The organism is Mesorhizobium sp. M7D.F.Ca.US.004.01.2.1, assembly GCF_003997785.1.
Taxonomy (GTDB): domain Bacteria; phylum Pseudomonadota; class Alphaproteobacteria; order Rhizobiales; family Rhizobiaceae; genus Mesorhizobium; species Mesorhizobium loti.
In genome coordinates this window covers 30,596-53,127 of record NZ_RZRQ01000007.1, presented here as the reverse complement: position 1 = coordinate 53,127, position 22,532 = coordinate 30,596, and the positions used below count along the sequence as shown (strand labels likewise).

General features: G+C 62.7%; 19 protein-coding genes and 1 pseudogene. 12 read left to right on the top strand and 8 right to left on the bottom strand.

The genetic code is table 11. The features are described from left to right. A pseudogene (locus EN993_RS03170) lies at nucleotides 1-519 on the bottom strand (glycosyl transferase); the annotation flags it as partial. Between the two features lie 171 nt (nucleotides 520-690). Between EN993_RS03170 and EN993_RS03165 the strand changes: the two are divergent. From EN993_RS03165 to proC, 3 genes are read left to right on the top strand one after another with little or no spacing between them, the layout of a single operon-like run. Continuing rightward, nucleotides 691-1,689: a glycosyltransferase gene (locus EN993_RS03165; protein ID WP_109670280.1), complete on the top strand. Its 999-nt coding sequence runs from the start codon at nucleotides 691-693 to the stop codon at nucleotides 1,687-1,689. Further along, a complete protein-coding gene (locus EN993_RS03160) occupies nucleotides 1,658-3,004 on the top strand; it encodes an O-antigen ligase (protein ID WP_127262353.1) in 1,347 nt (448 codons plus the stop codon). Before EN993_RS03165 ends, EN993_RS03160 begins: the two co-directional genes overlap by 32 nt. Nucleotides 3,005-3,064: 60 nt before the next feature. Then, entirely contained in the window at nucleotides 3,065-3,880 is an 816-nt protein-coding gene (proC, locus tag EN993_RS03155) for a pyrroline-5-carboxylate reductase (protein WP_109670284.1), read from the top strand. Between the two features lie 4 nt (nucleotides 3,881-3,884). On the opposite strand, the gene EN993_RS03150 is transcribed toward proC, so the two are convergent. Further along, nucleotides 3,885-5,201 (bottom strand): NAD(P)H-dependent oxidoreductase, encoded by a 1,317-nt coding sequence (locus tag EN993_RS03150; RefSeq protein WP_127262352.1) that lies wholly within the window; start codon nucleotides 5,199-5,201, stop codon nucleotides 3,885-3,887. Nucleotides 5,202-5,539: 338 nt separating this feature from the next. Here EN993_RS03150 and EN993_RS03145 point away from each other — a divergent pair, with 338 nt between their 5' ends. From EN993_RS03145 to EN993_RS03135, 3 genes are all read left to right on the top strand, one after another. Continuing rightward, nucleotides 5,540-6,946 (top strand): PTS transporter subunit IIC, encoded by a 1,407-nt coding sequence (locus EN993_RS03145; RefSeq protein ID WP_109670291.1) that lies wholly within the window; start codon nucleotides 5,540-5,542, stop codon nucleotides 6,944-6,946. Between the two features lie 74 nt (nucleotides 6,947-7,020). After that, nucleotides 7,021-7,482 carry a PTS sugar transporter subunit IIA gene (locus EN993_RS03140; protein ID WP_127262351.1) on the top strand — a complete coding sequence of 154 codons (462 nt, stop codon included), beginning with the start codon at nucleotides 7,021-7,023 and terminating at the stop codon, nucleotides 7,480-7,482. Between the two features lie 17 nt (nucleotides 7,483-7,499). Beyond that, nucleotides 7,500-7,787, top strand: coding sequence for a PTS sugar transporter subunit IIB (locus tag EN993_RS03135; protein ID WP_056583361.1), 288 nt, complete (start codon nucleotides 7,500-7,502; stop codon nucleotides 7,785-7,787). Nucleotides 7,788-7,839: 52 nt separating this feature from the next. Here the strand turns inward: EN993_RS03135 and EN993_RS03130 are convergent, their stop codons facing one another. Together EN993_RS03130 and EN993_RS03125 are read right to left on the bottom strand one after the other, a co-directional pair. Beyond that, nucleotides 7,840-9,234 (bottom strand): multicopper oxidase family protein, encoded by a 1,395-nt coding sequence (locus EN993_RS03130; protein WP_127262350.1) that lies wholly within the window; start codon nucleotides 9,232-9,234, stop codon nucleotides 7,840-7,842. Between the two features lie 156 nt (nucleotides 9,235-9,390). Beyond that, a complete protein-coding gene (locus EN993_RS03125) occupies nucleotides 9,391-10,023 on the bottom strand; it encodes a TetR/AcrR family transcriptional regulator (RefSeq protein WP_109670298.1) in 633 nt (210 codons plus the stop codon). 102 nt (nucleotides 10,024-10,125) lie between these two features. Here EN993_RS03125 and EN993_RS03120 point away from each other — a divergent pair, with 102 nt between their 5' ends. Continuing rightward, nucleotides 10,126-10,530: a VOC family protein gene (locus EN993_RS03120; RefSeq protein ID WP_109670300.1), complete on the top strand. Its 405-nt coding sequence runs from the start codon at nucleotides 10,126-10,128 to the stop codon at nucleotides 10,528-10,530. 89 nt (nucleotides 10,531-10,619) lie between these two features. On the opposite strand, the gene metH is transcribed toward EN993_RS03120, so the two are convergent. Both metH and EN993_RS03110 read right to left on the bottom strand, forming a co-directional pair. Continuing rightward, nucleotides 10,620-14,429, bottom strand: coding sequence for a methionine synthase (gene metH, locus EN993_RS03115; protein WP_127262349.1), 3,810 nt, complete (start codon nucleotides 14,427-14,429; stop codon nucleotides 10,620-10,622). A 131-nt stretch (nucleotides 14,430-14,560) separates the two neighbouring features. Then, complete coding sequence (locus EN993_RS03110; RefSeq protein WP_109670304.1) at nucleotides 14,561-15,379, bottom strand: alpha/beta hydrolase; 819 nt, start codon at nucleotides 15,377-15,379, stop codon at nucleotides 14,561-14,563. Between the two features lie 190 nt (nucleotides 15,380-15,569). Between EN993_RS03110 and EN993_RS03105 the strand changes: the two genes are divergently transcribed. From EN993_RS03105 to EN993_RS03085, 5 genes are read left to right on the top strand one after another with little or no spacing between them, the layout of a single operon-like run. Then, nucleotides 15,570-16,823 carry an ABC transporter substrate-binding protein gene (locus EN993_RS03105; protein ID WP_109670307.1) on the top strand — a complete coding sequence of 418 codons (1,254 nt, stop codon included), beginning with the start codon at nucleotides 15,570-15,572 and terminating at the stop codon, nucleotides 16,821-16,823. A 3-nt stretch (nucleotides 16,824-16,826) separates the two neighbouring features. Beyond that, entirely contained in the window at nucleotides 16,827-17,564 is a 738-nt protein-coding gene (locus tag EN993_RS03100; protein WP_109670308.1) for an ABC transporter ATP-binding protein, read from the top strand. Next, a complete protein-coding gene (locus tag EN993_RS03095) occupies nucleotides 17,561-18,274 on the top strand; it encodes an ABC transporter ATP-binding protein (protein WP_127262348.1) in 714 nt (237 codons plus the stop codon). Before EN993_RS03100 ends, EN993_RS03095 begins: the two co-directional genes overlap by 4 nt. A gap of 10 nt (nucleotides 18,275-18,284) precedes the next feature. After that, nucleotides 18,285-19,160, top strand: coding sequence for a branched-chain amino acid ABC transporter permease (locus EN993_RS03090; protein ID WP_127262347.1), 876 nt, complete (start codon nucleotides 18,285-18,287; stop codon nucleotides 19,158-19,160). Continuing rightward, entirely contained in the window at nucleotides 19,157-20,191 is a 1,035-nt protein-coding gene (locus tag EN993_RS03085) for a branched-chain amino acid ABC transporter permease (protein ID WP_127262346.1), read from the top strand. Before EN993_RS03090 ends, EN993_RS03085 begins: the two co-directional genes overlap by 4 nt. A 24-nt stretch (nucleotides 20,192-20,215) precedes the next feature. On the opposite strand, the gene EN993_RS03080 is transcribed toward EN993_RS03085, so the two are convergent. Together EN993_RS03080 and EN993_RS03075 are read right to left on the bottom strand one after the other, a co-directional pair. Further along, on the bottom strand, nucleotides 20,216-21,532 hold the full coding sequence (locus EN993_RS03080) for an ArgE/DapE family deacylase (protein ID WP_127262345.1): 1,317 nt from the start codon (nucleotides 21,530-21,532) through the stop codon (nucleotides 20,216-20,218). A gap of 42 nt (nucleotides 21,533-21,574) precedes the next feature. Next, nucleotides 21,575-22,474, bottom strand: a complete 900-nt coding sequence (locus tag EN993_RS03075) for a MurR/RpiR family transcriptional regulator (RefSeq protein WP_127262344.1) — start codon at nucleotides 22,472-22,474, stop codon at nucleotides 21,575-21,577. Nucleotides 22,475-22,532: the final 58 nt, after the last annotated feature.

Here is a 22,532-nt window from a genome sequence, read left to right as displayed (position 1 = left end):
TTCTTCTACGGTCTTGAGCAACCTCGCCTCGCGGCGGAACAACAGGCGCTGGAAGAGGCTTCCGGCCGCAGCGGCATTCTCCTGCGCCGAAAGATGCTCGACATTGTGGGCAACGAAGATCGAAGGCCGGTCAGCGAACAGCTTTTCAAAGGCACCGGCGAACTGCACGGAATTCAACACGTAGCCGTCAAACGGGCCGGTGCGCTCGACAGCAGCAAGTACATCGCCTTCGGACACCGCGCGCAACTTGACCGACGCAAATGTGAGGCCCGAAAGCAGCGCCTTGCCGACCCAGGCCAGCTTTTGCCGTGCAGAGGCATTGTCCGTGCGCACGTCGATCGCACCCAGCACCACGGTGTTTTCGGGATCGGCCGCGGGTCTCCCCGGCCAGGTGAAGCCGATGACGGTGACGCGCGCGCCAGCGCGCCGCAAGGCAGCGATGATCGCAGCGTTGGCGATCTCGTAGCCCGAGGCGAGAGCGCCGTCGGGCACGATCGATGTGGCGAACAGCAGATGCATCTCACCTATCCAGTGGTGTAGCCGGTAGCAAAGTGCGGTGAACCCTTGATTAAGCGAGCACATTCGACGACCGAAAGCCCCTGCCTGGCGGGCTTCTCCGTGCAAGGTGATTAACGAAACCTTATCACCGGGGTGCTACCAGAACCCAACTCACCATGTGGCTGGACACGGATGATCCCTTTGCCATCGGACGGTTCGGTATCGATCGCTGGACGCTCGCCGCGGCTTGACCTCGAGGCCGTCGAAGCGGTCGTCACCTTGCCGACCTTCAAGCGGCCCGAGCAGGTGCTGGAAACGCTGGCGTCGTTACGTGCGCAGCAAACCGGCAGGCGCTTTGCCGTCATCGTCATGGAAAACGAAGCCGAAGCGCGGGCTGGCGCCAAGGCGGCAGTGCCGCTGTTCGAGCGCGGCGAGATGTCAGGTCTGGTCATCATTGCGCAGGAGCGCGGCAATTGCAGCGCCTACAATGCCGGCTGGCAGACAGCGATCCTGCAATTCCCGAACTTCAGGCATCTGCTGGTCATCGACGACGACGAGATCGCCGATCCGCGGTGGCTGGAACGGATGTGCACGGCAGCCGAGACGCTCGGCGCCGATATTGTCGGCGGCCCGCAGGTGCCCGTGTTTGCCGATCCCGCACATGCGCGATGGGCCGAGCATCCGGTGTTCGCGCCTCCCTACCGGGAAACAGGGCGCGTGCCTGCGCTTTATTCGTCCGGCAATCTTCTGGTCGGGCGCAACGTGCTGATCGCCATGGGTCCGCCCTTTCTCGATCTGAAGTTCAACTTCATGGGCGGCGGCGATTCCGATTTCCTGAGCCGGGCGGCGCAGCGCGGTTTCGTGCTTGGCTGGTGCGCTGAAGCGCAAGTGCAAGAAACCGTTCCGGCCCGGCGTGTCGAGGCCGACTGGATCCGTGCCCGCAGCCTGCGCAACGGCGTCATCTCGACACTGGTCGAAAAGAAGAAGCGCGCCGGCACGCCATTGGCCGGCGTCAAGGTGTTGCTGAAGAGCCTGGTGCTGCTTGCCGCCTCGCCGTTTCGCGGCCTGATGCGGCTGGCGCGAACCGGATCGCCGGCGATCGCCATCTACCCCGTTCATGTGGCGCTAGGCCGCGTGCTGGCCGAATTCGGATATGCCAATGAGCAATACCGCCAGCCTGAGAAAAACTGAGCGCGCGCCGCTCAGCGCCGCGTTCACGCGCGAAGGCGTGGCCACTGCCATTGCCGCGCTGCTGTTCACCGTCATCATGGTGTCCTTCCGGCCGTTCCAGCCGGCCGGCGCCGAGCTCACCGGTCAAGGCGGCGACATCGTCAACCAGCTTGGCTTCAGTTCGCTCGGCGCCATGTCGATCTTCTCGCTGATGGCTTTTGCCGATCCGCGCGTAGTGCGCTCGCTGCTCAGCCCATCCTGGATGCTGATGCTGGGCTTCTTTTTCCTGTCGGTGGTGCTGGCAACCGACCCGCCCTCGGCCATGCGTGCCGCCTCCTTCACGCTGATCGGCATCCTGACGATGGCGACGATCCTGGTGCTGCCGCGCGACGCCGAGGCCTTCTCAAAAGTCATCATCTTCACCGCCGTCGCGGTCATAGGCCTTTCCTATCTCGGCCTCATCATCTTTCCGCACGAAGCGATGCACACCGCCGACTCACAGGAGCCCGAACATGCCGGCCTGTGGCGCGGCGTGTTCACCCACAAGAACATCGCCGGCCCGATCATGGCCTGCCTCAGCTTCGCAGGTCTTTATCTCTACCGGCGCGGGCAGCGCTACTGGGGCGCCGGGATCTTCCTCGCGGCGATGATCTTCATGCTGCACACCGGCTCCAAGACAACAGCTGGCCTGGTGCCGTTCTCGATCCTGATCGTGATGTTCCCGAGCCTGATAGGCATGCGGCTCGGCACGCCGATCCTGTTTGCGCTAGCGATCATCGCCACGGCGGTCGGCACGCTGGGCATCGTCTTCCTGCCGCCGGTGAAACATCTGGCGGCAATCTATTTTCCCGACATGACCTACACCGGCCGCACGACGCTGTGGGAGTTTGCCGGCAGCATGCTGGCGAAGAAGCCATGGACCGGCTACGGCTATGAGAGCTTCTGGGGAACGCCGCTGCTGCTCAATCAGGACCAGCCCTTCGACCGGCCCTGGGACATCAGAACCATCGTGCACGGCCATGACGGCTATCTCGACATCGCCGTGCTGATGGGCATTCCGGCACTTTGCGTGGCGGTCTACACCTTCCTCATCGCGCCGCTGCGCGACTACATGCGCATTCCGCTGCGCAGGGAAAACATCTTTCTCGGCGACTTCTTCATGATGGTGGTGCTGTTCACGGCGCTCAACGCTTTCCTCGAAAGCTTCTTCTTCCATCGCGGCGACCCGGTCTGGCTGTTCTTCGTGCTCGGCGTGCTTGGCCTCAGGCAAGTCTCGCTGCGACCGATGGCGGTGCGTGATCCCGATCACGATGCGCAATCTTCCCGTCCGTCCTGACAGGGCTTCCCCAGCGAAGCGCTAGCGTCTATGTGATGGCCTTCCTTCGGAGGGCTTTCGATGACGATCAGGCTTGTTCTCGCCGGCTGCGGCAATATGGGTTACGCCATGCTCTCAGGCTGGCTGAAATCCGGCAAGCTCGCGCCGTCGGCGGTTTTCGTGGTCGAGCCCAATGCCGATCTGCGCAATCGCGCGGCAACGCTGGGCTGTGCGACATCAACCGATGCCAGTAGCATTCCGGCCGATGCCGTGCCCGATCTCGTCGTCATCGCGGTGAAGCCGCAGGTGATCCGCGACGTCACCGCCGCCTACAAGCGCTTCGCAGATGGCCGCACCACCTTCGTCAGCATCGCCGCCGGCACGCCTGCCGCTACCTTCGAGGAAATCCTGGGCAGCCGCACACCGATCGTGCGCTGCATGCCCAACACGCCGGCAGCAATCGGCAAAGGCATGATGGTGGTGTTCTCCAATAGGCTGGTTTCCGAAGACACCAAGCGTTTCGTCGCCGACCTGCTGTCGGCGAGCGGCGAGGTGACCACCATCGATGACGAGGGCCTGATGGATGCGGTGACCGCCGTGTCGGGGTCGGGGCCAGCCTATATCTTTCATTTCATCGAGGCGCTGACCGTGGCAGCCGAGAGGGCTGGGCTGCCGACGGCAACCGCCAAGCTGCTCGCCATGCAGACCGTCTACGGCGCTGCCTCGCTCGCCGCCGAAAGCGGCGAGGAGCCGGGCGTGCTACGCCAGCAAGTGACCAGTCCCAAGGGGACGACGGCGGCGGCGCTGGAGGTGCTGATGGGCGAGGACCGGCTGACCAATCTGCTGACCCGGGCAGTCGAGGCGGCGCGGTTGCGGTCTGTCGAGCTGGGGAAGTAAATCCTCAGCTTGCCCCGTAAAGCATCTCATCCTGGAGTCGGCGCAAGGCGAACAGCCTCGTCGTCTGATCGGGTGACGCATTGTCGGCGGTCAGCAATTCGCCTTTCCTGACCGGTTTCAGCACCTTGCCGCCCTCGAGCAGGCCGACCGGCACGGCGCGCCGGGCACGGGCTTCGCCGACAGTCATGGTCCAGGAACGATAGCAGGTCTCGCCGATCGCATCGAAGGTCTCGCCGGCGGCAAGGTCGCGCTTGGCGACGGCGCACACCTCGGCCACCGGCCTTGGCAGCGGCACCATGTCAGGCTTGCCGAAAAGCATGATGCGGGCGGCGGTCAGCGGCACTTCCAGCGAGGTCAGATGATAGGGCCTGAACAGGCTGTAGTAAGGACCGTGGCCGATATGCAGATCGTCCATGCGCTCGATGATGCGCGGATGCGTCGCCTCGACGATGACGAAGACGCCGGGCGCGACGCCTTTGCCGACCGTGTAGTCGACGACGCCTTTCTTCAGCAACAGACCGCCATCCTCACGCGGAATGAGCACCTTGGCGAGATCGTCGCGGTCGGCCTTGGGGCCGTGCATGCCGGGCACATCGGGCACGAGCCCGGTGGCGTTGGCGATAGCGCACATCTCGACCATGGTCTTGGAGCCATCCACGAACTCGACCAGCATGCGCGGGTTCATGTTGCGGCGGATCGCTTCCTCGCGATAGTCATCGGGCACGGCATCGTGGTTGAGCGGGTTGTTCTTGCCCTTGCCGGCTGAGACGATGGTTAGCCCGAGCGCCGACGCGAACTCGATCAGCTCCATGCAGCTCGACGGCTCGTCGCCAGCACCCACCGAATAAACGACGCCAAGCCGGTCAGCCTGCTGTTTGAGGTAGCAGCCGATGGTGACGTCGGCCTCGACGTTCATCATCACCAGATGCTTGCCGTGCTCCATCGCCGACAGGCAGAAATCGGCGGCGACACCCGGCTTGCCGGTGGCGTCGATGACGACGTCGATCAACGGATTGGTGACCAGCATCTCGTTGGAGGTGATGGCGATCTTGCCACTCTCTATGGCGCCGGTAACTTTCGACGCGGTGTCGGCTTCGACCGCCATGGCTTCATCGCCATAGGCGATGCGGATGGCATCGCGCGCGGTGTGCGGGCGGCGTGTCGAGACGGCGCAGACCGAAATGCCCGGCATCAGCATGCCTTGCGTGACCAGATCGGTGCCCATCTCGCCCGAGCCAATGACGCCGATGCGCACAGGGCGGCCCTCGGCGGCACGCCTGGCGAGATCGCGGGCAAGGCCGGTCAGGGCGACATTGGTCATGCAGGAATGTCCACAGCTTCGTGATTATGGTCGGATAGCAGGGAACCGGCTCCATTTGCCAACGAAACCGTTGGCGACCGGCATTTTCCAGCGAAATCGCCCGAACAAGGGACATTCGTCCCGGGCGATTGGCACAAAGGGTTGCCAATTGACATTGTCGTGAACAGCCACAATAAAACATTCGTTCGCCAACAAAGGCAAATGTTCATCGACAGATCAGAGAGCATGCGCCTCGCGGCGGACTGGGGAGTGTCTTTGCGCCAGGGTGGCGTCAAAGGCTGGATGGAGCATCATTGCGAGGCGTCGAGCGAAGGCTCGGGGGCTCCAGGGGAGGAATAATGGATACTGTTCTCGCGGGCCTCAAAGGGGCCATCGACACGCTCGGCCCAACGATCCTGCTACCGATCGTCATTTTTATCATCGCCGTGGTTCTGGGCGCCAAGATCAGCAAGGCTTTTCGCGCCGCCGTCACCATCGGCGTCGCCTTCATCGGCATCAATCTCGTGCTTGGCCTCATGTTCACGTCGATCGGAGACGTTGCCAAGGCCATCGTCACCAACACCGGCATCCATCGCGACATCATCGATGTGGGCTGGCCTTCGGCCGCGGCGATCGCCTTCGGCTCATCGGTCGGCCTGTGGGTCATTCCGGTCGGCATCCTCGTCAACATCGTGCTGCTGCTGACACGCATGACGCGCACGCTCAATGTCGACGTCTGGAATTTCTGGCATTTCGCCTTTGTCGGCTCACTGGTCGTCGCCGCGACAGACAATCTGGCCTATGGCATCGCGGTCGCAGCACTTGTCGCCGCGCTGTCGCTGCTCTTCGCCGACTGGTCGGCACGCGCGGTGCAGCAATTCTACGGCGTGCCCGGCATTTCCGTGCCGCACCTTGCCTCCGCGCAGATCCTGCCGATCGCCATTGTGCTCAACTGGATCATGGACCGCATTCCCGGCATCAACCGCATCAACATCAACACCGATACGATCGAGCGCAGGTTCGGCGTGTTCGGAGAACCTGTCGTGATGGGCCTGATCATCGGCCTCGTGCTCGGCGCGATCGCCTTCTACAATGCGGGTGATCTCAGCGTGGTGCTGGCAAAGGTTCTGGGCACCGGCATGACGTTGGCGGCGGTCATGCTGCTGCTGCCGCGCATGGTCAAGATACTGATGGAGGGCCTGCTCCCGGTTTCCGACGCAGCCCAGGCGTTCGTACGCAAGCGCACCGGCGACCGCGAGCTGCTTGTTGGCCTCGATTCGGCGATCCTGATCGGCCATCCGGCCGCGATCTCGTCGTCGCTGATCCTGGTGCCGATCGCGATCATCCTGTCCATCATCCTGCCAGGCAACCGCGTCATCCTGTTCGCCGACCTGGCGGTCATTCCCTTCATCGTCGCCATGACCGCGCCTCTGGTCAAAGGCAATGTGTTCCGCATGGTGGTGATCGGCACGGTGACGCTGGCCATCGGCTTCTACGTCGCCAACGCGCTGGCGCCGCTGTTCACCAGTGCTGCCGTCGCATCGGGCTTCAAGCTGCCGGCGGATGCGCTGCAGATCACCTCGGTGGTCGACGGCTTCCTGTGGGTGCCTTACGTGATCATCGAGGCGATCCAGGGAATGGGGCTTGTCGGCATCATCGTGATCGCGGTGGTCATCGCGGCATTGTTTGTCCTCTACCGCCGCAATCCGCTCGGCTGGGAACGGGCCGCGGGCGCCGAGGACGAGCCGGCCGAAGAGACGGTCTGAACTTGATAGCGCCTTGCGTTTGAACCGATCGTGCGCCCTTCACGGGCGCACGATTTCATCGACGGAGCAAAGAAATGCCTGACGGCCTCATGCAGCTTCTGGATCCCGAAGCGATCGTGCTCGGATCCGATGCATCGACCAATGAGGAGATCATCCGCATCCTGGCGGGCCGGCTCGAGATGCTTGGTTATGTCAAAAGCTCCTATGCCGACGCGGTCGTGCGCCGCGAATTGACCATCCCGACAGGACTGCCGCTGGAGCGCCCCGACAATGTCGCGGTACCGCACACCGATCCGAAGCATGTGCTGAAGCCGGGCATCGCGATGGGCACATTGAAACAACCGGTAACCTTCGCCAACATGGAAGACCCCGACGAGATGCTGCCGGTCGGCATTGTCTTCCTGCTTGCCATCAATGACAAGGACAAGCAGATTGAGGCGCTGCAGGCCGTCATGGCCATCATCCAGAATCCGCAAACCTTGGACGGCTTGAGGTCGGCCAGAACCCTCGACGACGTGCGAGCCGTACTCGGCTGAAACAAGGAGAAGCAGAGATGTCCAGACAGAAAACCATTCTCTTTGCCTGCGGCACGGGCATCGCCACCTCGACCGCGGTCAACGTCGCCGTCACCGAGGAAATGAAGAAGCGCGGCCTCACCTTCAATGCCCAGCAGGCAAAGGCCACCGAAGTGCCGGGACTGGCCGACAATGTCGACTTCATCGTCGCCACCACTCCGATCTCCGCTTCGGTGACCAAGCCGGTCATCAAAGGCCTCGCCTTCCTCACCGGCATCGGCAAGGACAAGATCCTCGACGAGATCGAGGCGCAATTGCGCAAGTGACGGTCTCGAAGCGTCGCGGAGGCTGGCTCGGCCTCGGTAACAGGACGAGGCTTCAGACCACCCTGACGTAGCTCGTCATTCCCGATTTCTGATGCTCGATGATGTGGCAATGCAGCAGCCAGTCGCCGGGATTGTCGGCGACGAAACCGAGCTGAACCTTCTCATTGGGCTGGATGAGATAGGTGTCGGAAATGACAGGCTGAACCTGGCGCGTCGAGGATGACAGCACCTTGAAGCTCATGCCGTGCAGATGCATCGGATGGGATTGCGGCGTCAGGTTCTCCATGTCGATGACATAGCTCCTGCCGAGCTTCAATTCGGCCAGCGGGGCGGTCGGATCCGGCGTATCGCCGGGCCAGGGCACCTTGTTGATGGCCCAGAAACTGTAGCCAAGTGAACCACAGATGCCATCGCTCGGGACATTTTCCGCCGTGGCGCTGAGTGCTAGGGAAATATGTTGGGCGCCGGTGAGATCTACTTCCGCCACCGGATTGACCTCCAGCGGCGCGAGATCGCGAATGTCCCGCTTGAGCGAGTTTCCTGTCGCGCGCAGGGTCGCCAGGATTTTTGGCTTCGTGCCCCTGACGTCTCTCAGGCTGACGATCGCGCCCTCGTCGTCGGGCATGCTGATGGCCAGCTCCATGCGCTGACCGGGTCCAAGCAGCAAGGCATCGGGGGAAAAACGCTGCGGCACCGGATTGCCATCCAGCGCGATGACTGACGCCTCGGCGCCGTCGACGCGAAAGGCATAGATCCGGGTGACGTCGGTGATAGCGACCCTGAGCCGCACCAGCCCTCCGGCCGGCGCATCATATTGCGGCTGATCGAGCCAGTTGGCGGTGCGCACCGTGCCGTAAGTGCCGGTTTTTGCGGCATCGCGCGGTCGGAACTGATCGATGAACTGGCCATCGTCGCCGAGGCGCCAGTCGCGCAGGTTGAGGACGATTTCGGCATCGAATTCCGGATCGCTGGGGTTCTCGACCACGATCACGCCCGTCAGGCCGTGGCCCATCTGCTCCAGCGTGTTGCAATGCGGGTGGTACCAGAAGGTGCCGGCGTCGGGTGGCGTGAAGGCGTAATCGAAATGGTCGCCGGTATAGACGTAGGGCTGGACCAGGAACGGCACGCCGTCCATCTTGTTTGGAACGCGAATGCCGTGCCAGTGGATCGTCGTCGGATCGTCGATGGCGTTGACAAGACGCGCGGCAAAGGGCTCGCCCTTTTTCATCCTGAGCACCGGCGGCATTCCGGCGTTGCCATAGGTCAGCACATCCCTGGTCTGGCCGACATCCATCAGCTTCGTCTGGATCTTTGCCGTCTGCAAAACCACCGGCTCAGGCGTGGCAGCGGCCCAACCGCCAAGCCGACCCAGGGCCGAGAGCCCGATCCCGCCCGCGCCGGCAACCGCAGCCGCTTTCAAAAGCCTGCGGCGTGTGAGTACGGTCATTCGGCGCTCCAACTGCAAAGACGGCTGCCTTGGGTTTATCGCAGCCTTGGATCGTAAGCGAGCAGCCTGTGCAAAACCGGCCTGCTGGCAGTTGAAGCTGTTTCTGGCGCGGCAGATCTACTCAAGATACCAGCCGATGTAGACGGAGGAGCGCGACTATTTCAACCGCGCCCCATAGGCGGCAAGAAACGCTTCGACCGAAGCATCGGCGTGCCGCTCAAGGTCAGCCTTCGAGCGCGGGTTGCTTCCGGTGAACATGGCTTCGTTCATAGGGATCCAGAGAAGCATTCCGAAGAGATGACTGGCCGCCAAACGGGGATCGCTAGTCTGCAACAGGCCTCGACTGGTAAGTTTTTGAAAGCATGATGCCACCGAGGCAAGCATGCGCTCAAAACCTTTTTCATACCAGCTGCGGCCAAGCTGCGGCATTCGATCCGAGTTGGCGATAATCAGACGCCGCAGCTTCAACAAGTTGTCGTCCATCAGCGTCGTTGTCATGCGCCGGGCAAGCTGCTGCAGACCGCCCTCCATGAATTGCGCCTCGGAAAGCAGCATCGTCACGGACTCGACAACATCGTTGGTCTGGCTGGCGGTGGACTCGACGACTTCGCTGAAAAGCGTCTCCTTGTCCGTGAAATGCTTGTAGACGGTCTGCTTGGAAGCGCCTGCCTTGGTGGCGATCTCTTCCATGCTGGTTCCATCATAACCCTTGGCGATGAACGCGGCTGTGGCCGCTTCGATGATTTCACGATCCTTGCGAGCCGACCTGGTCTCACCATTAATTTTCATAGCGCCTCTCAACTAGTACTAGACGGTACCGTTCCCGCATGGTAGCCACAAATACAGTACTAGACTGGCTAGTACCCGTCAACGAAAGCAAGGCTTAGACCGATGACCAAAATGATCTTCCTCAATCTACCGGTACGCGATCTGCAGGTGGCGACCAAGTTCTATCTCGCGATCGGGGGCACGCTGAATCCGCAGTTCTCGAACGACCAGGCCAGCTCGATCATGTTCTCCGACTCCATTGGGGTCATGTTGCTTACACACCAGCATTACAGCCAGTTCACAGCGCGCCCGATCGGCGATGCCAAGCGTGACAGCCAGATGCTGATTGCGCTCACCACCGACAGCAAGGACGAGGTCAATGCCGTAATCGAGAAGGGCGTGGCGGCAGGCGGTCGCGCCGATCCCAACCCAGTGCAGGATCTCGGTTTCATGTTCAACCGCCACATCGAAGATCCGGACGGCAACGTCTGGGAGCTGCTGTGGATGAACCCGTCCGCCATGCAATAGCCCACCGGAATCGAAGCGGGCCAGGATGACAATGGAGAAGCGATTGGCATTCGCCTGTCGCTTCTCCATCAGACGCGCGCCGGCATCAGCTATTCAGCCGCCTCGGCATAGTGCGCCGGCACATAATTGAGAATGGGGCCAAGCCAGCGCTCGACCTCGGCCAACGGCATCGCCTTACGAACAGCATAGTCCTCGACCTGGTCGCGTTCGACCTTGGCGACGCCGAAGTAATAGCTTTCGGGATGCGAGAGATAGATCCCCGATACGGACGAGCCCGGCCACATCGCATAGCTTTCAGTCAGGCTGACGCCGGCATTGGCTTCGCCGTCGAGCAGCCGGAACAGTGTGGCCTTTTCAGTATGGTCGGGCTGCGCCGGATAGCCGGGCGCCGGGCGGATGCCGCGATAGGGTTCGCCGATCAGCTCGTCGGGCGCCAGCGCTTCGTCTGGCACGTAGCCCCAGAACTCCTTGCGCACCTTCTCGTGCATGCGCTCGGCAAAGGCTTCGGCGAAGCGGTCTGCCAGCGCCTTGACCATGATCGAGGAATAGTCGTCATTAGCGCGCTCGAAGCGCTCTGATATCGCCACCTCCTCGATGCCGGCGGTGACGATGAAGCCGCCGATGTAGTCGGGCTTGCCGCTATCCGCTGGCGCGACGAAATCCGACAGCGCGACATTGGCCTTGCCGTCGCGCTTGGTCAGTTGCTGGCGCAACGTGAAGAACGTCGCCAGTTCCTGCGACCGCTTCTCGTCCGTGAACAGCCTGATGTCGTCGCCGACGGCATTGGCCGGCCAGAAGCCGATGACACCGCGCGGCGCGAACCATTTTTCGGCAATGATCTTCTTCAGCATCGCCTGCGCATCTTCGAACAGCTGGCGCGCGGCGGCGCCTTGCGCCTCGTCTTCGAGTATCTTCGGATAGCGGCCCTTCAACTCCCAGGTCTGGAAGAACGGTGTCCAATCGATGTAGCGCGCGAGTTCCGTGAGGTCCCAGTTCTCGAACACCTTCACGCCGGTAAAAGACGGCTTCGGTGGCTCATATTCAGACCAGTCTATCCGATGCGCGTTGGCCCTCGCCTTGGTCAGCGGCAGCCGCTGCTTGTCGGCTTCGGAGCGGGCATGCGCATCGGCGACCTTCTTGTATTCGGCCCGCACGGCGTCGACATAGTCAGCCTTGCTGTCATTTGACAGCAAGGCTGACACCACGCCGACTGCCCGGCTGGCGTCGTTGACATAGACGGTCTGGCCCCTGGTGTAGCGCGGATGGATCTTCACCGCCGTGTGCACGCGGCTGGTCGTCGCGCCGCCGATCAGCAGCGGAATGTCGAAGCCTTCGCGCTCCATCTCGGCGGCCATGTGCGCCATCTCGTCGAGCGAAGGCGTGATCAAGCCGGACAGGCCGATAATGTCGACTTGTCTCTCGCGCGCCGTCTGCAGGATTTTTGCCGCCGGCACCATGACGCCGAGATCGATGATCTCGTAATTGTTGCAGGCCAGCACGACGCCGACGATGTTCTTGCCGATGTCGTGGACATCGCCCTTCACCGTCGCCATCAGGATCTTTCCGGCCGTCTGGCGTTCGCCATTGTCGATGCCATTGGCGGCGTTGGCCAGCTTCTCGGCCTCCATATGCGGCAGCAATCCGGCCACCGCCTGCTTCATCACCCGCGCCGACTTCACCACTTGCGGCAGGAACATCTTGCCCGCGCCGAACAGATCGCCGACGACGTTCATGCCGGCCATCAGCGGGCCTTCGATGACATGCAGCGGGCGCTCGGCCGCCAGCCTGGCTTCCTCGGTGTCGGCGTCGATGAATTCGGTGATGCCATTGACCAGCGCATGGCTGATCCGCTGTTCGACTGTCCATTCGCGCCAGGCAAGATCGCGCTCCTTGGCTTCCTGGCCCACCGTGCCCTTGAAGCGTTCGGCGATCTCCAGCATGCGTTCGGTGGCGGTGCCGCCGGCCTTGGGCACACGGTTGAGCACGACATCCTCGCAGGCCTCGCGCAGCGCCGGCTCGATCGTGTCGTAGACGGCGAGCTGGCCAGCATTGACGATGCCCATATCCATGCCGCGCTGGATGGCATGGTAGAGGAACACTGCGTGCATGGCCTCGCGCACCGGCTCATTGCCGCGGAACGAGAAGGACAGGTTCGACACGCCGCCGGAAATGTGGACATGCGGCAGCGTGCCGGTGATCTCGCCCGTCGCCTCGATGAAGTCGACGCCGTAATTGTCGTGCTCCTCGATGCCGGTGGCGATGGCGAACACGTTCGGATCGAAGACGATATCCTCGGGCGGGAAGCCGGCCTGCTCGGTCAAGAGCTTGTAGGCGCGGGTGCAGATCTCCACCTTGCGCGCTTTGGTATCGGCCTGGCCGTCTTCGTCGAAGGCCATGACGACCACCGCCGCGCCATAGGCGCGCACGAGCCTGGCATGATGCAGGAACGCAGCCTCGCCTTCCTTCATCGAGATGGAGTTGACCAGCGGTTTGCCCTGCACGCATTTCAGGCCGGCCTCGATGATCTCCCATTTCGAACTGTCGACCATGACGGGAACGCGGGCGATGTCCGGCTCGGCGGCGATCAGGTTGAGATAATCGACCATCGCCTTCTTCGAATCGATCAGCCCCTCGTCCATGTTGATGTCGATGATCTGCGCGCCATTGGCGACCTGGTCGCGCGCCACGTCGAGCGCGGCGACATAGTCGCCCGCCGTGATCAGCTTCCTGAACTTGGCCGACCCGGTGACATTGGTGCGCTCGCCGACATTGACGAACGGAATCTCGTCGGTCAGCGTGAACGGCTCCAGCCCGGACAGGCGCATCCTGGGCTCGATGTCCGGAATGGTGCGCGGCGGATACTTCCGCACCGCATCAGCGATGGCGCGGATGTGCTCCGGCGTCGAGCCGCAGCAGCCGCCGACGACATTGACCAATCCCTCGCGGGCAAACTCCTCGATCTGCGCGGCCATGAAGTCCGGGCTCTCGTCATACCGGCCGAATTCATTGGGCAGGCCGGCATTCGGATAGGCGCAGGTGAAGGTGTTGGCGACGCCTGATATTTCGGCCAGATGGTCACGCATGGCGTTGGCGCCGAGCGCGCAGTTGAGGCCGATGGTGAAGGGGCTGGCATGGCGCACCGAATGCCAGAAGGCGGTCGGCGTCTGGCCCGACAGCGTGCGGCCGGCGAGATCTGTGATGGTGCCGGAGATCATCACCGGCAGGCGCACGCCCTTCTCGATGAAGATCTCTTCTGCTGCGAAGATCGCCGCCTTGGCGTTCAGCGTGTCGAAGATGGTCTCGATCAGGATGATGTCGGCGCCGCCGTCGATCAACCCCCGCAACTGCTCGCCATAGGCGAGGCGCAGATCGTCGAAGGTCACGGCACGATAGCCGGGATTGTTCACATCCGGCGACATCGAGGCGGTGCGGTTGGTCGGCCCGAGCGCGCCGGCGACGAAACGGCGCTTGCCGTCCTGCTGCTCGGCACGAATAGCGGCGCGCCGCACCAGTCGCGCGCCATCGCGATTCAGCGCGTAGACGGCATCCTCCATGCCGTAATCGGCCTGGGCGATCGAGGTCGAGGAGAAAGTGTTGGTCTCCAAGATGTCGGCGCCTGATATGGCGTACTGATAGTGGATTTCCTCGATCGCCCCAGGCTGGGTCAGGATCAGAAGATCGTTGTTGCCTTGCTGGTGGCAGGCGCAGCCGGCGAAGGCCTCGCCGCGAAACTGGTCCTCGTCAAAGCCGAGGCCCTGGATCTGCGTGCCCATGGCACCGTCAAGGATGAGGATGCGTTCGCGCGCCGCCACTGTGAGCGCCGCAAGCACGTCCGAACCGTCGGGTTTTGCCGCAACGGGGCCGAACAATGCGTCCAGCGATGCAGAATTCTGCGACATTTTTTATCCCTTTGGCGACAAGCCGATCCATGTCACATAAGGATATCTTTATGTCAATATACGACAGACGCTCATGATTGTCACCCACCCGCCACGAAGGCGGGGTCCGGGGCGCCGGTTTTCTGACGGACCTACGCTCTGTCGACGCTTGCCAGGAAGCGGGCGAAGATCGGATTGAAGCGATCCGGCGAATCCCAGAATGGCGCATGGCCGGATTTGTCGAGCAAATGGGCCCTGCCTTCCCACAAATTGGAGAACTTCACCGTCGCGACGAAATCGGTGTCGACGAATGGCTCGTCGACACCGTTCAGAACGGCGATCGGCGGCGTCTTGCCGGCGACGATCTCGCGCTGGTTCCTGCCGGTGCCGGCCGCGAATTTTTCGAACATCAGGCGCCGTGCCCGTCCGTCGGTGCGCGCCACCGTGTCGAGGAGAAACGGTTCGAACGGCTCGCCGCAGGTGCTGCGCGCATAGGCCTCGACATCGGCGGCACTGAAGGTTTCCTGTCCGGCAAGGTGCATATGCGGGCTCGGCTTGAAGCCGTTGCCGACCTCGTCAGGTGATACTGGCGGCGTGCCGGTGATCATCAGCCCGAGCAGGCCCGGAAAGCGGTCGATCATCTCAAGCCCGATATGGCCGCCGAGCGACCAGCCGAAGACGATGGCCTTGTCGACACCGAGCAGCCCGAGCACTTCGGTCATGGCATCGGCATAGCCTTCCATGCTGTAGGAACGCTCCGGATCGATCGCATCGCCGGACGCTCCATGGCCGGGCAGGTCGGGAGCGATGATGTGGTAGCGCTCGCCTAGCGGGCTCTCCAACTGGTTGCGGAAAACGGCGCTGGAAGACGAATTGCCGTGGATCAGCATGACAGTGGTTTCCTGGCCGCCGGTCTGGCGCACCGCGATCTTGCCGTGGCTGGTTTCAAGGGTCTTCTGCGAGATCGTCATTGTCGGCTCCGTCTGGAATTGCCCTGTTTTGAAGCAGCTGCGCAACAAAGCGCCACTGTCTCCCATGTCCCGCCGGTAAACATTTCTCGGTCAGGTTACGCTGAAAAATCCTTTTCAAATAAGAACAATTATGCGTAGATTGTCAATTATCCAACTCCCGATGAACGGGAGGAAAACAGGGAACAGCACGATGAAGCCGAAATCCGCCGCAAGTCGAATCCGCCATATCCTGATGAGCACGACGCTGATCGGCATGTTTGCCGCATCAGGCGCGCCCGCTTTCGCCGAGGTCGTCAAGATCGGCCTGCTTGCGCCGCTAACCGGCCCGGCCGCGGCGGACGGCCAGGAGTTCCAGCGTGGCGTGCAGATGGCCATCGACGAGGCGAACGCAGCCGGCGGCGTTGCCGGGGATACGTTCGAACTGGTGGTCGGCGACGTCAAGGATCAGTCCGCCGGCAACGTCACCAGTGCGGTCGAGCGCCTGCTTGGCGATCCGGGCGTGCATTTCATGCTGACGGGCTATGCCAGCCTGACCAATTTCGAGATCGACAACATGGCCGAGGCTGACATGCCTTACATGCTGGCGGCCACCTCGCAGCAGACCCGGGACATCATCGCACCGAGCCCCGACAAATACATGTGCTGCTGGTCGCTGACGCCTTCCTTCGACGCCTACAACACCGACGTCACCCTGTTCGTCGAGAAGCTCGCGGCCGACGGCAAGATCACCTTGCCAACCAAGAAGGTCGCCATCATCTCCTCCGACAATGCCTATTCGAAGACCATCTCCGAAGGCATGAAGAAGACCTTCAAGGAGAAGGGCTGGACCATCACTGTCGACGAGATCGTGCCCTTCGGCGAAGTGACCGACTGGCGTTCGATCCTGGCCAAGGTGCGCGAGAACGTTCCCGACGTCGTCATCAACACCGACTATCTGCCGGGCAATTCGGCGTCCTTCCTCAACCAGTTCCTCGAGCAGCCGACCAAGAGCCTCGTCTTCCTGCAATATGCACCGAGCGTTCCGGAATTCGTCGAACTGACCGGCAAGAAGTCGGATGGTGTCATCTACAATCTGCTCGGTGGCGCGCTGACGACGCCAAAGAACCCGCGCGCCGATGAGGTGGCGGCCAAGTTCAAGGCAAAATACGGCGTCGAGAGCGGCACCTATGGCGTTGGTCTCTACGAAATGACCAATGTCTATTTCGACGCGGTCAAGAAGGCCGGCGGCGCATCCGACCATGCGGCGATCATGAAGGCGCTGTCGGAGACCGACAAGCAGGTCGCTGAAGGGCGGCTGAAATTCGATCCCGCCACCCACCTTGCCACGCAGGGCGACGACTACATCCCGATCACCTTCTTCCAGATCTGGGATGGCCAGCGCACGCTGATCTCGCCTGAGAAATACGCCACCGGCGCCTTCAAGCTCCAGCCCTGGATGAAGTGAGGAATGGCCCTGCTTGAACTGGACGACGTGTCGAAGGCCTTCGGTTCGCTGAAGGCCGTCGACGGCGTGTCGTTCAAGGTCGAGGCCGGCGAGATCTTCGGCATAGCCGGCCCGAACGGCAGCGGCAAGAGCACGCTGTTCAACATCATCACTGGCATCCCGTTTGGCCCTGACCGGGGCAGCATCCGGTTTGACGGAAATGCCATAAACGGCAAATCGGGACACGCTATCGCGCGCCTCGGCCTTGCCCGTACGTTTCAGCGCGAGACCAGCTTCGACGGGTTGACCGTGTTCGAGAACACGCTGATCGGCGCCAGCTACGGCAAGCAGGAAAAAACGGCGGCAACGGCCCGCAATGCGGCCGCCGAGGCGCTGGAGTTCGTCGGCCTGGGGTCCGCTTCCTTCGGGCGGCTTGCCGGCGAATTGTCCGTCTTCGAGCGCAAGTGCCTGATGCTTGCCACCGCGATCGCCATGCAGCCGCGCATGCTCTTGCTTGACGAACCGGCGTCGAGCCTGACCAAGCCCGAGATCGAGACATCGATCGGCCTGATCCGTCGCACCGCCGAACGCGGCATCACCATCCTTTTGATCGAACACGTGCTGACCTTCCTGATGAGCCTTTCGCAGCACTTGTTGGTGCTCAACAATGGCCGCGTTCTGGCCGCCGGCGACCCGGCCGGCGTGATTGCCGACCCGCGCGTCATCGAGGCCTATCTCGGCACCAGGAGGTCGGCGGCGTGAACCCCATTCTCAGCGTCGAAGGCGTCACCGCCGGCTATGGCCGCGTCACCGTGCTGCACGATATCTCGCTGGAGGCCGGCCGCTTCGGCAATGTCGGCCTGTTCGGCCCCAACGGCCATGGCAAGACGACGCTGCTGCGCGCCATCTCCGGGCTGTTGCAGCCGAAGAGCGGCCGTATCCGGTTCGACGGGCAGGACATTGTCGGCCACAGCGCGCGCGCCATCGTCGGCGCCGGCCTGATCCATGTGCCGCAAGGCAACCGGCCGTTTCCCGATCTCTCCATCGCCGACTGCATGGCACTCGGCGCCTATTCCCCGCGCGCGCGGCCGCATGAGGCGGAGAACCGCGAAAAGGTGATCAAGCTGTTCCCCAAACTGGCGGAACGCTGGCGCCAGCGCGTGCGCACGCTGTCGGGCGGCGAGCGCCAGATGGTGTCGATCGGCACGGCATTGATGAGCCATCCGCGCCTGCTGATCCTCGACGAACCGACGCTTGGGCTGGCGCCCAAGATCAAGGACGAACTCTGCGCCTCCGTCATGGACATTTCGCGCGGCGGCGTGCCGCTCATCGTCGTCGAGCAGGACATCGAATTCCTGCTCGAGCTGACGCAGCAACTCTACCTCGTCAATCATGGCGCGGTGGCGACCGAGATCAAGCCGGGCGAAAGCCTCGACCACGGCGAGATCATGTCGATGTATTTTGGCCATTAGGAACTTGGGAATGAGCGCATTGGCGGAAATCCTGTTCGGCGGCCTGTTCCAGGGCTCCCTCTACGCCATGATGGCAGTCGGGCTCGCGCTCGTCTGGACGACGATCGGCGTGTTCAATTTCAGCCATGGCGTGTTCATGATGCTGGGCGCCTACATCGCCTGGCAGCTGGTCGAACTCGGCCTGCCGGCGGCGGTCGCCTTTCCGGTCGCCGTCGTCGTCATGGCCGGCGTCGGCTGGATCCTGCAGGCGAGCGTCGTGCGGCCGCTGATCGGTCGGCCCAACATCGTGCTGGTCGTCGTCATCACCACGCTAGCGGCCGGTTCGCTGATCGAGAACGGAGCCTTGACCATCTGGGGGCCGCGCTCGAAGCAGATCCCTCCCCTGATCGCCGGCAACACCACCATCGGCGGCGTCGGCGTGTCGCTGCACCAGATCGCCATCATCGTCATCACGCCGCTGATCCTGGCCGCACTGTGGATGTTCCTCAACCGCACACGGCTCGGGCTGGCGCTGCGCGCCGTGGCGCAGAACGAAGACGCCAGCCACCTTGTCGGCCTCAATGTCACCGCGCTCTACGGGTTGGCCTTCGCCATCGCCGCCTCGCTGGCCGGGCTGGCCGGTATCTTCATGGGCGGCTACCGCTTCATGTCGCCGGTGATGGGCAGCGATCCGCTGCTCAAGGCGCTGATCGTCGTCGTTTTCGGCGGCATATCGAGCATCTCGGGACCGATCTTCGCCGCCTATCTGATCGGCTTCTTCGAAGCCGCCTGCAGCTATTATTTCGGCTTGTACTGGACACCGGCGCTGCTGTTCGGCGTGCTCATCCTGACCCTGATGGTGCGCCCCGAGGGCATTTTCGCCAGCCGCTCCCGAGGCCTTGCATGACCGACACGACATCGCCGATGACCCTTGGCCACGCAGAGGCGGCAACCCCGATCGCCCCCGGCCGCACGCCCTGGAAGCAGGAGGCCATCGGCTTCGTGCTCGGCTTCGCCCTGTTGGCGCTGCTGCCGTTGATCTTCGGCGACACCTATGCCCGCCACATCCTGATCATGGCCTTCATCTATGCGATCGTCGCCTCGAACTGGGATCTCAGCCTTGGCTATGGCGGCGTTTTCAATTTCGGCCATCTGGCGCTGTTCGGCATCGGCGTCTACGCCTACAGCCTGCTCACCAAGCTGGCCGCATTCGACCCATGGATCGCGCTGTTTGCCAGCGGTGTCATCGCCACATTGGCGGCGATCCTGGTGACCATCCCGATCCTGCGGCTGAAGGGCATCTACATCATCCTGGTCACTTTCGGCTTCGCGCAGCTGGTGATGCAGGTGATCATCAGCCAGTCCGCCATCACCGGCGGCACGCAAGGGCTGGTGCGCATTCCCGGCCTCTACGTCTTCGACCACAACATGGTCCGCGACGGCAAATCAGCCTATTTCTACATCGCACTGGCGCTGCTGGTGGCGAGCACCCTGTTCCTGCGCGTGTTCGTGCGCTCACGCGCCGGGGCCAGCATCGTCGCCTTGCGCGACAATGAGGAATACGCTATCAGCCGCGGCGTCTCGATCGTGCGCCAGCGCATGCTGACGCTTGCCGCGAGCGCCTTCTTCACCGGCGTCGCCGGCGCCTTCTACGCTGCCTACCAGCGCAATGCCTCGATCGACGTGTTCGGTATGAGTCTGGCGACCATCATCCTGTCGATGGTGCTGCTTGGCGGCACCAGCACCATTTACGGCGCCATCATCGCGTCTTTCGTGCTGACGATCTTCGCCGAATGGATGGCTGATTTCGGCGCGTGGCGGCCGATGATCACGGCGGTGCTGATCATCGGCGTGATGCTGGCCTACCCGAGCGGGCTGGTCGGCATGATCAAGGCTTCATGGGGCGCTGTCGCCGGACGCCTGAAGCGCCCGGCCTGATAGTTTCGGAATAGCGGCTCCGCCTCAGCGGATGCCGCACCAGTCGATGACCGAAGCGGCGATCACCTTGGCGGTCTCGACGACAGATTCGACCTCGACATACTCGTTCGACCCATGAAACCCATCGCCCGACGGACCGAAGATGACGCCGTCGACACCAGCGCCGGCATAGTGCGCCGCATCGCACACGGCGACGAAGCCCCGCGCCTGTGGCGCCTTGCCGACCATGGCCTTACGCTTCATCAGCGATGTCACCAGGGGGTGGTCGACCGGCGTGTTCATCGGCGGGAAATAGAGGCCGCCGAGTTCCCACTGAATCGTCGGCGGGTTGTCGCGCAGCCAGGCATCGGTCTGCGCGAAATGATGGACGAAGCTCTCGAAGTCGCGGCGATAATCGGCCGAGTTCTCATCCGGCAGGAATTTCATGTCGAGGTCGAGCACCGCGACATCGGGAATGATGGCCGGATTGGTCATGACGGTCGGCAGGCCGTGTTCGCCAAGGCCGGTGCCGCCATGCATGACGCCGATGTTGATGGTGTTCATGCCGAGCGGCAGCAGCGGATGGGATTTCGCCCGCGTGCGGTCCAGCTCATATTGGCGCACGGCGGCAATGAAGCGGGCGGCGATCTCGATGGCGTTGACGCCTGGCTCCAGCCGGTCCTTGTCGTGGCGCTGCGGATAGATCTCGTTGTAGCGCAGTGCCGAATGGGCGTTGCGGCCACGGATCGTCACCCGCGCCCATTCGAGCCCGCCTTCGACCGGCAGGACATCGCCCCAGGTCGGTTCGGCGACCAGCACCGCCTTGGCGAGCTTGCCCTTCTTCACGGCATCCATGGCGCCGAAGCCGCCGGCTTCCTCGTCGACGACGGAGTGGATGGCCAGCCGGCCTTGCAGTGTGATGCCCGCCTTGCGGATCGCATGTGCTGCAGCGATGCAAGCGGCGACGCCGCCCTTCATATCGACGGCGCCGCGGCCATAGAGGCGGCCATTGGTGATCTCGCCGCCGAACGGATCGACCGACCAGTCCTTCATCGCGCCGACCGGCACGACATCGATATGGCCGCACAGGATCAGGCTGCGGTCCTCGTCGCCCGCCCATTCGCCGACCAGATTGGGCCGGCCGGGCAAGGCATCCCATTGCTCGGTCTTGAAGCCGTCCTGCTTGAGGATCGGCTCGAGCAGCGCCTGGACATCCGCCTCGCGGTTGATCGCCGGATTGGGCTCGAATTTGGGGTTGACCGAAGGGATACGGACCATGTCGCGGGTCAGCCCGATCAACCAGTCGCGATCGGCCTCGATCTCAGCCTGCACAGCGTCGATGATGGTCTGGTTGTCAGGCATTGTCGTTTCCTTCCTTGCATCGCCGCGCTGGGCGCATCGACGCTATTTCCTTGGGAGTTTGGCGGCATCATCCGCCGCGGGCGACAGGGCGGCATCGAGGGTGACCGCATTGGCGCTGCGGATCTTCTCGATGTCCTCGATGCGCTTGCGTACCCCGGCGCCATGGCCTTCCAGCGCATGGGCAAAGACGGTTTCCATCTGGGCAACGGCGGTGGCCAGCGTGTCGAAGGGCGAGTTGGCGTCGATCGCCGCGACCATGGTCAGGTCGGCGACCTCTGATATCGGCGACAGCCACACATCGGTGAACAGCAGGACGGAAACGCCGCGTTCCTTGGCCTGCTGCGCAAATCTCACCACGTCCGACTGGTAGCGCCGGTAGTCGAAGACGACGAGCAGGTCGCGCTTGCCAAGGTCGATCAACAAGTCGAAATCGGCGGGGCTCAACGAACCGATGTCGCGCACGCCGGAGCGGAACTGCAGGAGATAACCAGCAAGCATGGATGCGATATGCCGGCTGAACCGGCCGCCCAGCAGCACGACCTGGCCCTTGCTCTCAAGCAGCATGTTGACGGCGCGCGTATAGGCCTGCACCGGCACCGCGGTGCGGGTGCGCTCGAGACTGTCGGAAACCGAATGGAAATATGCGAGTGCGGTGCCTTCGCTGGAGCCGCCCGGACGCTTGGCCTCCATCATCAAAAGCGGCGAATGCAGCCTGGATTCGACTTCGGTGAGCAGGCGTGCCTGGAAGTCGGCAAAGCCGACATAGCCAAGCTTGGTCATCAGCCGCGTCACACTCGGGTCGCTGACGCCGGCCCGCCGCGCCAGCCTGGTCGCGGTACCCAGCCCCGACATGGGGTAATCGGCAAGCAGGACCTGGACGATCTTCTCTTCCGCGGAGGTGAACGCCACGGTCATGTTGGCCAGTTCTTCACGGATGGACATGGTCATCGCCTATCGCTGACGGAAGATGATTATCTTACAATTTCATGCAAGATTGTCA

What these genes read in the sequence shown, in the direction of transcription:
- EN993_RS03140 (WP_127262351.1), top strand. Translation starts at nt 7,021, where the DNA reads ATGCCTGACGGCCTCATGCAGCTTCTGGATCCCGAAGCGATCGTGCTC.
- metH (WP_127262349.1), bottom strand. Translation starts at nt 14,429, where the DNA reads ATGTCGCAGAATTCTGCATCGCTGGACGCATTGTTCGGCCCCGTTGCG.
- proC (WP_109670284.1), top strand. Translation starts at nt 3,065, where the DNA reads ATGACGATCAGGCTTGTTCTCGCCGGCTGCGGCAATATGGGTTACGCC.
- EN993_RS03075 (WP_127262344.1), bottom strand. Translation starts at nt 22,474, where the DNA reads ATGTCCATCCGTGAAGAACTGGCCAACATGACCGTGGCGTTCACCTCC.
- EN993_RS03120 (WP_109670300.1), top strand. Translation starts at nt 10,126, where the DNA reads ATGACCAAAATGATCTTCCTCAATCTACCGGTACGCGATCTGCAGGTG.
- EN993_RS03090 (WP_127262347.1), top strand. Translation starts at nt 18,285, where the DNA reads ATGAGCGCATTGGCGGAAATCCTGTTCGGCGGCCTGTTCCAGGGCTCC.
- EN993_RS03125 (WP_109670298.1), bottom strand. Translation starts at nt 10,023, where the DNA reads ATGAAAATTAATGGTGAGACCAGGTCGGCTCGCAAGGATCGTGAAATC.
- EN993_RS03105 (WP_109670307.1), top strand. Translation starts at nt 15,570, where the DNA reads ATGAAGCCGAAATCCGCCGCAAGTCGAATCCGCCATATCCTGATGAGC.
- EN993_RS03150 (WP_127262352.1), bottom strand. Translation starts at nt 5,201, where the DNA reads ATGACCAATGTCGCCCTGACCGGCCTTGCCCGCGATCTCGCCAGGCGT.
- EN993_RS03080 (WP_127262345.1), bottom strand. Translation starts at nt 21,532, where the DNA reads ATGCCTGACAACCAGACCATCATCGACGCTGTGCAGGCTGAGATCGAG.
- EN993_RS03145 (WP_109670291.1), top strand. Translation starts at nt 5,540, where the DNA reads ATGGATACTGTTCTCGCGGGCCTCAAAGGGGCCATCGACACGCTCGGC.
- EN993_RS03085 (WP_127262346.1), top strand. Translation starts at nt 19,157, where the DNA reads ATGACCGACACGACATCGCCGATGACCCTTGGCCACGCAGAGGCGGCA.
- EN993_RS03165 (WP_109670280.1), top strand. Translation starts at nt 691, where the DNA reads ATGATCCCTTTGCCATCGGACGGTTCGGTATCGATCGCTGGACGCTCG.
- EN993_RS03130 (WP_127262350.1), bottom strand. Translation starts at nt 9,234, where the DNA reads ATGACCGTACTCACACGCCGCAGGCTTTTGAAAGCGGCTGCGGTTGCC.
- EN993_RS03135 (WP_056583361.1), top strand. Translation starts at nt 7,500, where the DNA reads ATGTCCAGACAGAAAACCATTCTCTTTGCCTGCGGCACGGGCATCGCC.
- EN993_RS03160 (WP_127262353.1), top strand. Translation starts at nt 1,658, where the DNA reads ATGAGCAATACCGCCAGCCTGAGAAAAACTGAGCGCGCGCCGCTCAGC.
- EN993_RS03110 (WP_109670304.1), bottom strand. Translation starts at nt 15,379, where the DNA reads ATGACGATCTCGCAGAAGACCCTTGAAACCAGCCACGGCAAGATCGCG.
- EN993_RS03100 (WP_109670308.1), top strand. Translation starts at nt 16,827, where the DNA reads ATGGCCCTGCTTGAACTGGACGACGTGTCGAAGGCCTTCGGTTCGCTG.